Source organism: Streptococcus sp. OH4692_COT-348, from assembly GCF_003859975.1.
Taxonomy (GTDB): Bacteria; Bacillota; Bacilli; order Lactobacillales; family Streptococcaceae; genus Streptococcus.
The window spans coordinates 23,149-37,667 of sequence record NZ_RQZB01000005.1; the positions used below are offsets into that span (position 1 = coordinate 23,149).

At 34.5% G+C, this 14,519-nt stretch carries 9 protein-coding genes and 1 pseudogene; all 10 read left to right on the forward strand.

The window, feature by feature from the left end:
• The first annotated feature begins 68 nt into the window (after window positions 1-68).
• The 10 genes and pseudogenes from EII37_RS03610 (at window position 69) to EII37_RS03655 (ending at window position 14,377) form a co-directional block, all read left to right on the forward strand.
• Complete coding sequence (locus EII37_RS03610; protein WP_049510003.1) at window positions 69-1,826, forward strand: ABC transporter ATP-binding protein; 1,758 nt, start codon at window positions 69-71, stop codon at window positions 1,824-1,826.
• A 4-nt stretch (window positions 1,827-1,830) separates the two neighbouring features.
• On the forward strand, window positions 1,831-3,555 hold the full coding sequence (locus tag EII37_RS03615) for an ABC transporter ATP-binding protein (RefSeq protein WP_124787608.1): 1,725 nt from the start codon (window positions 1,831-1,833) through the stop codon (window positions 3,553-3,555).
• Between the two features lie 21 nt (window positions 3,556-3,576).
• The gene (locus EII37_RS03620; protein WP_049510000.1) at window positions 3,577-4,164 is read left to right on the forward strand and encodes an MptD family putative ECF transporter S component; all 588 of its coding nucleotides are present in this window, start codon (window positions 3,577-3,579) and stop codon (window positions 4,162-4,164) included.
• On the forward strand, window positions 4,161-4,850 hold the full coding sequence (locus EII37_RS03625; protein WP_221620932.1) for an energy-coupling factor transporter transmembrane component T: 690 nt from the start codon (window positions 4,161-4,163) through the stop codon (window positions 4,848-4,850). Before EII37_RS03620 ends, EII37_RS03625 begins: the two co-directional genes overlap by 4 nt.
• The gene (locus tag EII37_RS03630; RefSeq protein WP_048773348.1) at window positions 4,844-6,214 is read left to right on the forward strand and encodes an ABC transporter ATP-binding protein; all 1,371 of its coding nucleotides are present in this window, start codon (window positions 4,844-4,846) and stop codon (window positions 6,212-6,214) included. Before EII37_RS03625 ends, EII37_RS03630 begins: the two co-directional genes overlap by 7 nt.
• Before the next feature lie 247 nt (window positions 6,215-6,461).
• Window positions 6,462-6,731 (forward strand): annotated as a pseudogene (locus EII37_RS03635) (CHAP domain-containing protein); the annotation flags it as partial.
• A gap of 245 nt (window positions 6,732-6,976) precedes the next feature.
• On the forward strand, window positions 6,977-7,387 hold the full coding sequence (locus EII37_RS03640; RefSeq protein WP_124787610.1) for a thrombospondin type 3 repeat-containing protein: 411 nt from the start codon (window positions 6,977-6,979) through the stop codon (window positions 7,385-7,387).
• A gap of 56 nt (window positions 7,388-7,443) precedes the next feature.
• Window positions 7,444-13,680, forward strand: coding sequence for a DEAD/DEAH box helicase family protein (locus EII37_RS03645; protein WP_185695948.1), 6,237 nt, complete (start codon window positions 7,444-7,446; stop codon window positions 13,678-13,680).
• 78 nt (window positions 13,681-13,758) lie between these two features.
• The gene (locus EII37_RS03650) at window positions 13,759-14,043 is read left to right on the forward strand and encodes a DUF5962 family protein (RefSeq protein ID WP_124787612.1); all 285 of its coding nucleotides are present in this window, start codon (window positions 13,759-13,761) and stop codon (window positions 14,041-14,043) included.
• 13 nt (window positions 14,044-14,056) lie between these two features.
• Window positions 14,057-14,377 carry a DUF5966 family protein gene (locus EII37_RS03655; protein ID WP_124787613.1) on the forward strand — a complete coding sequence of 107 codons (321 nt, stop codon included), beginning with the start codon at window positions 14,057-14,059 and terminating at the stop codon, window positions 14,375-14,377.
• Window positions 14,378-14,519 lie beyond the last annotated feature (142 nt).

The following is a 14,519-nucleotide window of genomic DNA, read 5'->3' on the forward strand; positions in this document are numbered from 1 at the left end:
CCTCTAAAATCAGTCTAAAAAGGCTATTTATAGGGTTTGCTAATTTTAAAAAAAGGAGGAGTTGTTCAGTGAAGGATAAGAAGAAATCAATACTGAAAAGACTAATGGCTTACGGTGGTGAAAAAAGTTTTTTACTCTATATTGCTATTGTTATGTCTGCTGTATCAGGTGTCATGGTTTTGATGCCTATGGTATATATTCATAGAATTGTAAATAACTTAATTTTAAATGGGATGGTGAATTTTGATTATGTAAAGGAAAATTCAATTTATGCAGCAGTCTTTGCCGTTCTGGGGCTTTTTATATACCTAATAGGTTTAATTTTATCCCATATTTTTGCATTTGAAGTGGAAGATAACATTATTAAGACTTCCGTAACAAAACTAATAAACAAACCGCTTGGGTATTTCGATGACAAAGAAAGCGGAAGGATAAGAAATGTAATTGTGTCCGGAGCGTCTGAAACCCATTCTTTTATAGCGCATCAACTTCCTGATATGGCGATGACCATTATATCGCCAATCGTCCTGCTTGTATTTTTCTTCGTGTTTAACTGGAAGTTAGGACTTGCCAGTATGATACCGATGATTATCGGTATGACATTGATGTCATCTATGATGACAACCGAAACAAAAAAAATGAAGGATGAGTATTATGCAGGACTTTCCGATTTATCCTCTCAGACTGTGGAATATGTTCGAGGAATTCCTGTTGTTAAAACATTTGCACAAAGTGTTGAGAGCTTTGATAAGTTATATTCGTTAATCATAAAAACAAAAGACAATGTACTTAAGCTTACTATGAGTTATACGAATAAAATGTCGTGGTTTGAAACCGTTTCTACATCGACGGCATTTTTCTTGGTACCTGTGGCATTACTCTTAATAAAATTTAATGGAAACTTATCTAATGTAGTTGCAGATTCTGTTATTTACTTCCTAATAGGACCGGCATTTGCTACTTTTATTATGAGAACTGCGACGATTACACAATACAGTTATTTTGCAGAACTTGCTTTAGATAAAATTGAAAATATACTTGAGTTTGATGATTTTGTTTATGGAAATAAAACAAGTTCTGATGTTGGGATAGAGTTTAAAAATGTAAGCTTTTCTTATGAAGATGAAAATGTATTAGACGATATTTCATTTAAGGTGAATAAAGGAGAACGAGTTGCTTTAGTCGGATCATCAGGCAGTGGTAAAACTACTATAGCAAGGCTTGCTGCACGATTTTACGATATTAAAACAGGTGAAATTTATATTGGAGGAATTAATATAAAAGATTTTGAAAAAGAGGCTTTAATGAGAAAAATTGCTTTTGTTTTTCAAAACTCTAAACTATTTAAAATGAGTTTAAGAGATAATCTTTTAATCGGAAAGCCTGATGCAACTAATGAAGAAATTGACAATGCCTTAATCAATTCAGGGTCTAAAGATATTATTAAAAATTTAGATAAAGGACTTGATACTGTTTACGGAACTAAAGGCACATATTTTTCAGGAGGAGAGGCTCAAAGGATTTCTATAGCGAGAGCTTTTTTGAAAGATGCAGATATTATCATTTTAGATGAAGCTACAGCCTTTGCAGATCCTGAAAATGAACATTTGATTCAAGAGTCTTTTAAGAAGCTATCAAAAAACAAGACAACATTGATGATTGCTCATAGATTATCTACAGTAGTAGATGCGGATAAAATTCTTGTTATTGATAAGGGGAAAATTGTAGAAGAAGGCAAGCATTCAGATTTAATCGGTATGAGTGGGCATTACAAAAAACTTTGGGAAGAATATCAAAAATCCGTAAATTGGAAGATAGGAGGTTAAACATATGGTTTCTTATTTTATGAAAAAATATGCGATGTCAGAAAAAGGCGCTCTTAACTTAAAAAAAGCCATATTTTCACACACGCTTGTTAATTTAACTAAATTGTTCGCACCAATGATCGGTTTTATGTTTCTGTTTCAGTATATAGGCATTTTAAAAAGTATTGAGAGTTACAATTTTACTTCTATTCATTATATTGCACTAATTGTAGTAATGATGATTGTGATGTTCTTAATAGCGAGGTGGGATTATGTAAGACTTTACACCAATGTGTACAACGAGAGTGCAAATTCAAGAATTGAGTTAGCGGAAAAGTTAAAGAAATTACCTCTTTCTTATTTTGGTAAAAGAGATTTGGCAGACCTTGCGGAAACCATGATGAATGACATGAACTTATATGAAACAATTTTTTCTCATGCTGTACCTCATATATATTCAACGGCTATATCCACAAGTATTATTGCTTTAATGCTTATCTTCTATAATTGGAAACTTGCACTTGCAGCCCTTTGGGTAATTCCCATTTCTATTTTGATTATATTTTTATCAAAGAAAAGTCAGAAAAAAATAGTACAAGGCTGGATAGATGATAATCGTAAGGTTTTTGATAATCTACAGGAAAATATAGAGCAGATAGAGCAAATAAAATCTTACAACTTAGAAGATAGGATGTTAAATGATTTTTTTAAAAAATTAAATGCATCCACAAAACAGAAGACGAAAGGTGAAGTTGTAGCCGGAACACTTACAGGAATAGCTGCCGCAATTTTAAAGCTTGGAATTATAAGTGTTGCCGTTATCGGCGTCAACATGCTTATGGCAGGGGAGGTAAGTGCGCTGGTTTATATCGCATTTTTAATGCTTACAGCAAGTATTTATCTTCCTATAGAAGGAATAATCACCTTTATGTCAATGATAGTTATGCTTGATGCGGTTGTAGGGAGAATAAAGGAAATAAAGACCATGCCTGTTCAAAAAGGCAAAAAAGATATTGACATTAAAAATTACGATATTGAGTTCAAGGATGTTTATTTCGGATATGATGATTATTCTGTAATAAATTGTGTGAGCTTTACTGCAAAGCAGGGTGAAATCACTGCGCTAATCGGTTCAAGCGGAAGCGGAAAAACAACTCTCACCAAGCTTGCTGCAAGATTTTGGGATATAGATAAAGGAAAGATTTTGATAGGGGGAGAGGACATCGGTAAAATTGATCCGGAAACACTCCTTAAAAATTTCTCTATCGTTTTCCAAGATGTTACTCTTTTTAATTCAAGCATAAAAGATAATATAAAAATCGGTAAAAAAGATGCTACAGATGAAGAGATTATAAGAGCGGCTAAAATAGCAAGATGTTATGAATTTATAGACAAAATGCCGGATGGAATAGATACAGTAATAGGTGAAAACGGACAAAAACTTTCAGGCGGAGAAAGACAAAGAATCTCAATAGCAAGGGCAATACTAAAAGACGCACCAATCATATTGCTTGATGAGGCTACAGCATCTCTGGATGTTGAAAATGAAAGTCTAATTCAAGAGGCTTTATCCGAACTTATAAAAGAAAAAACGGCAATTGTTATTGCTCATAGATTAAGAACAATAAGAAATGCAAACAAAATCGTTTTATTAAATGCCGGAAAAATAGAAGCGATAGGGACAGATGAAGAACTTTGTAAAAGCTCGGAATTTTATAAAGCAATGCTTAGAAAATCAAATATTCAGTGAAAACTTATTTAGAAGGAAAATATAAAAATGGAAAAATTAAGAATTAAAGATTTAGTTACGATAGGTGTATTTACAGTAATATATTTTGTACTTATGTTTGCTTCGGGAATGATTGGTATTGTACCGATTTTATACTTGGCATACCCTACACTGGCAGGCATTATAACAGGAATAGTTATAATGCTCTTTATGGCAAAAGTTCAAAAATCATGGGGATTATTTATACTTGGGTTGATTTGTAGTCTTTTAGCAATTGCAATGGGAAATACATATGTAATATTGATACATGCTGTAATCAGTATGGCAATTGCGGAACTTTTAAGAAAAAAAGGAGAATATAAATCATTTAAATTTAATATGCTCTCATTTGCCGTATTCAACACTTGGATTTGTGGTTTCCTTATGCAAGTTTTGTTGGCTAAAGACAAGGTTATTAAACTGGCGGAAACAGGCGGTATGGGTCACGATTATATAATGAAGCTCATAGCACTTTTGAATTATCGAAGTATGGTATTAGTATATATCGGTGCTGTTGTCGGCGGGATACTCGGCGCATATATCGGTAAAGTCTTTTTGAAAAAGCATTTCGAAAAAGCTGGTATTGTATAATGCTCGTTTCTTTAGACAATCCATATAATCCCAATCCAATTAGTAAAATTTTAGTAAGTTTTTCACTTGGATTTGCTGTATTTTATAAAGTAAATACCTATTTTGAATGGGGAATTGTGCTTCTTATTTCATTTCTTTTTTTAATGAATGGATTTAAGAAAGAAGCCTTAAAAAACATATCATTTTTTGGGGTTCTTTCTTTGATACCTAATCTTGATGTAATTAGAAATATGAATGCGATTTTAATGATGTTTTTTATGCTATTTGCTGTATGTAAGATGTTTTATCTTCCATTTAGTGCGGGAAGTTTTTTTTTAAAAACATCGGATGTAGGAAGTGTAATATCCTCAATGGATAAAATGAATTTACCTCGTACTGTTTCTATACCAATTGCTGTAATGTTTAGGTTTTTTCCTTCATTTAGGGAAGAAAGTCACAATATAAAACTTGCTATGAAAATAAGGGGTATTACATTTAAAAATCCAATTTCATACATCGAGTATGTAATTGTGCCTTTACTTGTTATGTCTTCTAATATTTCTGATGATATTGCAAAGGCAGCAGAAACAAAATGTATTGAAAATCCTGTTAAAAAAACTAGGTACATATCCGTCAAATCGAAAACAGTTGATTTTGTTTATGTGCTTTCAATACTGATTATGGTTATAGGAGGAGCTTTATGGTAGAAATTGAAAATTTATCTCTATCTTATGGAAATTCTCCTAAAGTGTTAAAAAACATTTCTTTAGATGTAAAAAAAGGCGAATGTGTATTATTTACTGGGAAAAGTGGTAGCGGAAAATCTTCAATTATAAATTCTATCAATGGGTTAGCTGTACGATATGATGGAGCTTCTATGGGTGGTACCATCAGGATTGATAATAAAGATATTAAAAACCTCGAATTATACGAAATATCGCTCTTAGTATCAAATGTATTTCAAAATCCAAAGACACACTTTTTCAATATAAATACTACTCTTGAATTACTTCTCTATTTGGAGAATATAGGACTTTCAAAAAAACAAATGGATGAGAGACTAAATGATATGTTGGATTTGTTTCCGATAGAACATCTTTTAAATAGAGATATTTTTAAGCTTTCGGGTGGAGAAAAGCAGATTTTATGTATTGCTGCAAGTTATATATCTGGAACGGAAATCATTGTTTTAGATGAGCCTTCATCAAATCTTGATGAAGAAAACATTTTAATCATAAAAGAAATGCTTATAAAACTTAAAGATAAGGGTAAAACTCTTATAATCTCAGAACATAGAATATTTTATCTAATGGATATTGTAGATAGAGTTTTTTTGATTAAAGATGGGGAAATACAAAAGGAATATACTCAAATAGATTTTATGAAAATACCGTCTGAAAAGCTAAAGAAGTTAGGTTTAAGAAATAAGAATAGAGTAAAACTTACAGTACCCGAAAATGAAAATAAGGGAAATTTAGAAGTAAAAAACATTGAATTTAAGTTTAATGGCATAGATAAAAAATTGCATTTAAAAGACCTCTCTTTTGAAATGGGAAAAATTTACGGCATAGTAGGAACAAACGGACTTGGTAAATCCACTTTGCTCAGATGCCTTATAGGCTTAGAAAGAAAATCGAAGGATGAAATCTATTTGGACGGCAAAAGACTTTCAAAATCAGATAGGCTAAAAATATCATCCCTTGTAATGCAGGATGTTAATCATCAGCTTTTTACCGATTCTATTGCAAGTGAAGTAGGTCTTGGAATAAAAAATATTGAAAGTAGTTATGTTGAAAATATTCTGAAAAAACTTGATTTATATGAATCAAAAGATCGTCATCCAATGAGCTTGTCAGGTGGACAAAAGCAAAGGGTAGCAATTGCATCTGTACTATGTAAAAAATCTAAACTTATGTTTTTTGATGAGCCTACTAGTGGAATGGATTATTGCAATATGATGAACATATCCCATCTGATCAACGAATGTAAAAGCGATAAGAAAATAATATTCATTGTTTCACATGACCAAGAATTTTTAAATTCGATAGCTGACAATGTTATATATTTGTAAATATCCATAGTGATACTCATATTTGAAAAATCAAAATAAAGGAGATTTAAAGATGTAAGGAGATAAAAATATGAAATATCATGACATGATAATAGAAAATATAAGTGTATGTGAATTTCTTTTATCGTGTGAAAGTAAGATATTTCGTTTAGGAAAATTTTTATGCGTTATTAAATAATATAATAGAAAAAGAATACATTTCTAAAAGAGGACTTTTTACGCCAAAGTGTAGAAGTCCTCCTTTTTTATTATCACTAACGGAAAAGGAGAGAATGGGAGTCGCTTAACCTTATATTCCATTCATAATGGCCGTGCGATTGAGGGGACAAGAGTTCTAACGGGTGATGTTATCGGTGAAACACCAGATAATACAGGTTTGAAAGTTTCTTATCAAAAGTATAAGAACAAGAAAGAAAAATTGGTGTATGTCAATCCTCAATTTTATTTCCCAAAAGTCATTCAACTTCAGACTACTATTTTACCAGCAATTAGTCAGTTTGGTGGGGATGAGTTTGAATGAGCAAAACATATTTATGAGTTTTTGAAATCTCAAGGGCCAAGCGGTGGTAGACACCAGAATAAACCGACTGACTAGGTGGCTTACAGGTTCTGTAAGTCGTCTTTTTTACTTTAATAGTAATGTTTTACATTTTAAGGAGAACGCAGTTTTGGCTCGTTCTCTTTTTTTGTTGTGATACTTCTTTCAAGGAATATTTGATAGGATTGGAGTGAAAAAAGATTAACTAGGAAAGAAGGAAGTATATGGAAGCCATTTATCAACGTGATTCGGATCAAGATGGATTAACTGATGCTCAAGAATTGGCGCTAGGAACCAATCCTCTTAGCGCAGATTCTGATGGTGATGGTCGTTCAGATTTAGTGGAAATAGAAGAAGGAACCAATCCCTTAGAAAAGGATTTACAAGACATAGACCAAACAAGTCTAACGGAACCGTCATCAGTATTTATGGAAATGAAACAAAAGATTTCAGATATGATGGAGAGTCACTACAAGGAATTTATACAGGCTCTGATTAGTATTGAAACAGGGATTGAAAACCAACAAGACCTAGAAGACTTATATACTTACTACATGAGAACAGATGCCGTTTCTCTTTTGTCTAGTGATTTAGAAACCAGTCCTCAAGAGGTTGAAATGGAGATAGAGTTGTAGGGGAATCATGTGATTCTCCTATTTTCGTATAGATGAAAGGAGCGAGTATGGAAGTAATGGAAGTAATGCAATTATTGGCTATGTTTCGTGGAACAATTCCCAAAGATAGAGAGAAAATGGACTTATTCCTTCGTTATCAAGCGCAACATTTTGATGAGAAATGGCAGGACTTGGTAGAGAGTTTTTTGACTGAAGAGGGCAAGATAGAAGAGATACCTCAAGTCTATTCTTTTCATCAAGATATTGTTTCTTTCCTAGAGGCCAGTTCTGAAAATAATGACCAGGATTTAGAAAGTTACACAAGAAATTTTGGGCAAGCGGGTCTAAGTAAATTATCTCAATTAAGTAATTTTGAAAAAAACTTGGTGCTAGAAGTCGCAACCTATAACCTTTCCACTCGATTTTACATCAAATCTGAAAAAGAGAAGCTAACACCATTAAGTGAGCTTGTATGTCATCAGAAACAGGATGTCAATTTAGTCAATGTCTATCGGGTTGCGAATAATCTATCTGACCGCATTAGTAGAGATATAGAGGAGTTTCTTCTAATGGTTGATTCCAAAGAACTAGAAAAAGAGGTTCTTGAGATTCATTTTGAAGAAAAAGAGGGAGATGTTCTAGCCTATTTGGGTTCAGAATTGATGGCTACTTTAAATACCGTTACGGATCTTGTCCATCATGAAGAAAACTACACACAACTCCCACTGACACAAAAGCTGAAGATTATTACTCATTTTGATGAAGTAAAAGCTAAAAGCGAAAAGTCTAAGCAAGTAGCGGAAGCGGTCTTACCTTTAGATAATATTGACCAGGTAGAAGAAAATGTGGAAGTTCATTCCCTATCTAAAGTAGATAAAATTGTAGAAGAAGCTTTGCTTGAATATCCAATCGGTTCACAAGTCAGTTATAAAGGACAAGTATTTCAATTGGTTTCGATTGAAAATGCACAGTTAAATGACTTAGTTCGCCTAGAGCTATTCAATGATTCCGACCAGTTATTTGAAGAGAATCCTATCTTATACTTGAACAGTTTGGAAGAGATTGAACAAGTATTGTCTCTGGTAGAACTTGAAAAAGAAGATTCAGTGATTGAGATTGAATCACCAAGTGAAAGCCAGGAAATAGATTTGTTTTCCTATCTGGAAGAGGATAATGAAAAGGAAAAGGAAAAGGAAAAGGATAAGGAAACAAAACCTTTAATTTCAGGTATAGAAGAGACGGATGTCCCCGTTCAAGATTTTGTTTTTCCAGATGATTTAGAGGACTTTTATCCTAAGACAAATCGAGAAAAAATTGAAACGAATATCGCCGCAATTGATCTTGTTAAAAGATTAGAAAAAGAGGGACGACAAGCGAATCCAGAAGAACAAGAACTACTAGCCAAGTATGTCGGCTGGGGCGGTCTTGCCAATGAATTTTTCGATGAACTCAATCCAAAGTATGAAACAGAACGTTTAACTCTTAAGAGTTTAGTAAGTAAATCAGAGTACTCCACTATGAAACAAAGTTCTCTCACAGCCTATTATACAGACCCAATGATTATTCGCCAGATTTGGCAAAAATTACTGGATGATGGTTTTGAGGGAGGAAGGATATTAGATCCTTCTATGGGGACTGGGAACTTCTTTGCGGCGATGCCTAGAAGTATACGAGCTAAATCAGAACTATATGGGGTTGAATTAGACAGTGTGACAGGCTCAATCGCAAAACAACTCCACCCCAATACCCATATTGAAGTGCGAGGATTTGAAGAAGTTCCCTATCAAAATAATAGTTTTGATTTAGTCTTAACGAATGTTCCATTTGGAAATTTTCGCATTGCCGATAAAAACTATGATAAACCTTATATGATTCACGACTACTTTGTCAAACACTCACTTGATTTAGTAAGAGACGGAGGACAAGTGTCGATTATCTCATCAATCGGGACAATGGATAAGCGGACAGATAATGTTTTACAAGAGATTAAAACCAATACTCATTTTTTAGGGGGAGTTCGTTTGCCGGATACAGCTTTTAAAAAGATTGCAGGTACTCGAGTGACCACAGACCTCCTCTTCTTTCAAAAGGATCAAGCAAAGAATCTTAATGAAGAGGAACTTGTTTTTAGTGGTTCTATTCCCTTTGAGGAGGATAAGCGTGTCTGGATCAATCCTTATTTTGATGGGAAATACAACACACAAGTTTTGGGTGAATATGAAGTACGTAATTTTAATGGAGGAACCCTCAATGTTAAGGGGGTATCAGAAACATTAGCTACTGATATTATGGAATCATTAGAGAATGTGGAAGCACCTAAACCAATTGACAATTCTTTGAAAGCACCTGTTTTTATCCAAGAAGAAGTGGATAATTCTATCCCAAGTCGTATACGTGAGAACTTAGCGCTCTATTCTTTTGGATATGAGGGAAATCAAATTTATTACCGAGATACGCATGGCATTCGGAAAAGTTCAAAAGTAGACGAAATTAGTTATTATGTAGATGAGAAGGGAGATTTTAAAGCTTGGGACAGTTCTTTGTCTGAACATAAAATAGACCGATTCGTGCAACTTCATTTGACAGATGAGGAAGCACTAGATGTATACAAGTCAGAAGAAGCGAGTAAAAGAGGGAAATATAAGGGACTGTTCAAAAAAACTGTCTTTTATGAAAGCCCCTTATCGGATAAGGACATTAGTCGCATTAAGGGCATGGTTGATTTGAGAGAGACCTATCAAGCCTTAATTGAAATTCAACGTCATCCAGATTATAATCGGACAGATTTTCAGGTATTACTTAGTAAACTCAATCATGACTATGACCGCTTTGTAAGTCAATTTGGATACTTGAATGCCTCAGTCAATCGGAACTTATTTGATAGTGACGACAAGTATTCCCTACTAGCTAGTTTAGAAGATGAGTATATTGATTCTAAAGACCAGAAAGTAAAATATAAAAAATCTTTAGCCTTTGAGAAAGCATTGGTTAGGCCAGAGAGAGTGATTGCAAGAGTTTCAACGGCTCTAGATGCCTTAAACTCCAGTTTATCGGATGGTAGAGGGGTTGATTTAGACTATATGGTATCAATTTACCCTGAACATAGCCAAGCTGCTATTTTAGATGAGTTAGGTGACCAGGTTTTAATGGATCCAGAAAGTTATTTAAGAGGGGAAAGAAAATATCTTTCTAAGAACCAGTTTTTGTCAGGAGATATTCTCAACAAGATAGAAGTAGTTCAACTATTAGTAGAAGAAAACAATCAAGATTGTGACTGGTCCCATGCTTTAGATTTGTTAGAATCTGTTCGCCCTCCACGGATTCATCTGGCAGATATTGAGTTTAAAATAGGGTCACGTTGGATTCCTCAATCCGTTTATGGTAAATTTGCCTTTGAATGTTTTACCAATCGTGAATTTGAATTGTCTTCGCCAGATGTAGAACAAGTTATTGAAGTGAATCCTGTCGATGGGCAGGTTCATTTAAGGACATCATTTGCTTATCGCTATCCAAGCGCCAAAGATAGTAGTCTTGGAGTTAGTGGGTCACGTTATGATACAGGAAGAAAGATCTTTGAGAATTTACTTAATTCGAACCAACCGACGATTACTATGACTGTTACGGAGGGAGAAAAGAAAAAGACTATCACAGATTTGGAAAAAACCTCTGTTTTAAGAGCAAAAGAGCAGCATTTACAAGAGCTCTTTCAAGAATTTGTCTCACGTTATCCCGAAGTCCAACAAGTCATTGAAGAAGGCTATAATCGTCTTTATAATCGGACGGTTAGTCGAGAGTATGACGGTAGCCATTTAGTTATTGATGGCTTGGCTCAAAACATTAGTCTTCGTCCTCACCAAGAGAATGCCATTCAAAGAATCGTAGAAGAAAAAAGAGCCTTGTTAGCTCATGAGGTAGGTTCAGGAAAGACCTTGACCATGCTTGGTGCTGGGTTTAAATTAAAGGAGTTGGGGATGGTTCATAAGCCCTTGTACGTAGTGCCCTCTAGTTTGTCTGCTCAATTTGGCCAAGAAATCATGAAATTTTTCCCTACTAAAAAGGTTTTTGTGACCACTAAGAAAGATTTTGTGAAGGCGAGAAGAAAACAATTTGTGTCACGTATTATTACAGGAGATTACGATGCCATTGTCATTGGGGATTCTCAATTTGAAAAAATCCCTGTCAGTAAGGAAAGACAGATGAACTATATAGAGGATAAACTCAATGAATTACGAGAGATTAAAACACATTCTGAAAATAAGTATACTGTTAAAGAAGCGGAACAATCAATAAGTGGTTTAGAGAGACAATTGGAAGAACTGCAACGCTTCAATCGTGATAGTTTTATTGATTTTGAGAACCTAGGGATTGATTTTCTCTTTGTGGATGAAGCACATCACTTTAAGAATATTCGTCCAATTACTGGACTTGGGAATGTAGCAGGTATTACCAATACAACCTCTAAGAAGAACGTGGATATGGAAATGAAGGTTCGACAGATTCAGGAAGAACATGATTTTAAAAATATTGTCTTTGCGACAGGAACACCTGTTTCCAATTCTATTAGTGAGTTATATACTATGATGAACTATATTCAACCAGATATCTTAAAACGCTATCAAGTTGATTATTTTGACTCTTGGGTAGGTGCTTTTGGAGAAATTCAAAACTCTATGGAATTAGCTCCTACAGGGGATAAGTACCAACCTAAGAAACGATTTAAAAAGTTTGTCAATCTACCTGAGTTGATGAAAATCTATAAAGAAACAGCCGACATTCAAACACAAGATATGTTGGATTTACCTGTTCCAGAAGCCCATATTATCCCTATTGAGAGTGAGTTAACTGAAAACCAGAAACTCTATTTAGAAGAATTAGTTATGAGGTCAGATGCGGTTAAATGTGGAACAGTTGATCCAAGCCAGGATAACATGTTAAAAATTACGGGTGAGGCACGAAAACTAGCTATTGATATGCGTTTATTGGACTCTAGCTATAATCTAGCAGACAATCATAAACTGCTTCAGGTAGTGGATAATGTTGAGAGAATTTATCGTGAGGGAATGGAAAATAAGGCTACTCAGATGATTTTTTCAGATATTGGGACACCTAAGAAAAAGGATAATGGCTTTGATGTCTATTCTGAAATAAAGTCTTTATTAGTTGATAGAGGAATCCCTAGTAAAGAAATTGCCTTTGTACATGATGCCAATAGTGATGAAAAGAAGAATAGTTTGTCTCGAAAGGTCAATGCAGGAGAGGTGCGGATTCTCCTTGCCTCAACTGAAAAAGGAGGAACAGGTTTAAATGTTCAGAGCAAGATGAAAGCAGTTCACCACCTGGATGTACCGTGGAGACCAAGTGACATTCAGCAACGCAATGGACGGATTATCCGACAGGGAAATGAAAACAAGGAAGTGGATATTTACCACTACATTACTAAAGGTTCGTTTGATAATTATCTATGGGCAACTCAGGAGAACAAACTCCGTTATATTAAGCAGATTATGACTTCTAAGGAGCCGATTCGTGCTGCAGAAGATATTGATGAGCAGACCATGACGGCTTCTGATTTTAAGGCATTAGCAACAGGTAATCCTTATCTCAAATATAAGATGGAACTAGAGAATGATCTAACTCTATTAGAAAATCAAAGACGCGCCTTTCAACGCAGCAAGGATCACTATCGTCATACAATCTCTTACTGTGAAGAAAATATCCCCATTCTTGAAAAACGATTAAGCAAGTATGAAGGCGACATTCAACAGTCTGAAATGTCGAAAGACCAGGCATTTTCTATGACGGTAGGTAAGCAAGCTTTTGAGCAACGAGCTGAAGCAGGTGAATCTCTACACCGTCTTATCCGTCATAATCAAGCTGACAGCAAAGAATTTCGAACCCTAGCAAGCTATCGAGGATTTGACATTAAAATGCTTAGTCTTCCAACAAATCAACCTCTTCCTGAAACCTTCTCTGTTAAGATTGTAGGAGAAAATCAGTATTCTGTCAGTTTAGATTTGTATTCTCCTTTGGGGACAATTCAAAGGCTTCAGCATACGATTGATCATATTAAAGATGACCAAGTGAAAACTCAGAACTTATTGGATGAATTAAAAGATAAATGGACTACTGCTAAAGTTGAAATTGAGAAAAATTTTCCAAAGGAAGAGGACTATCAAACAAAAAAGGCCGAATACGATGTACTCGCGCCATTGATTGAAACAGAAACGGATTTAGATATTATTGATCAAGCCTTAAGACAATTCCATGAAAAAGGAAAAGAAAAGCAGGAACAACTTTCTTTTGAATTGGATTAAAAAATAGATACAAATAGCGGACAAGAAAAGAAAAGCGCGGTAGAATAAAGATAGAAAGAAAGAAACGAGGTAACAATTATGATGGAAGATACCTATTATCAATTAGAAGAGGCTTTGGTACAGGGATTTCAAACACCTGAAGAATACCAAGCCTACAAGGAACTAAAGGAACATTATGAGGAAGTGACGGGGGATTACAGCTTTTCCAAACGAGAACTCACTAGTCAATTGGAAATCGCGCTTCAGAATCATCGAGGTGTGGACTTTGAAGATCATGAGAAAGAGGAGTATTTGGACTTAGTTCAAAAGCTAGAGGAATTTGATTCATCCCTTGCCACCCATTACCGTCAGTCGATTGATTAGAAAGGAACAAGTCATGAATGATTTACTCCTTATCCCAGTAATTTTTTTAGCAGTAGGAGGAATTCTCATTCTTTTATGGAGGCTCTTTCTTATTGCCAGTGGACTTTTCCTGATTGGCTTTGTCAGTTTTCTTATTTTCGTGGAGGGCTATGGAATTTATCTGTTCTTTACAGAGACCGAACTTTACACGGAAGATTTAGCTCAGAATGGATTATTTGGTTTTACGACTTTCTTTATCATCTTTAACCTTACTTTGCTTGTCTTGGCAGGCTGGGCAGGGTATAAGCGGAAGAGGTATAATAACGTTTTAGCAAATCAACGCGATTTTTGGTGAGTTCTTCATTTTCGATATCTTCCTATCTATTATTGTTATGCTTGGTACAGTATTAGTTATCTACTATAAATCTCTGAGGAATATGAAGACTGCAAACGCTTTATCCTCTTGTAAAATATAGGTCTAGATTAAAAGCAAATCT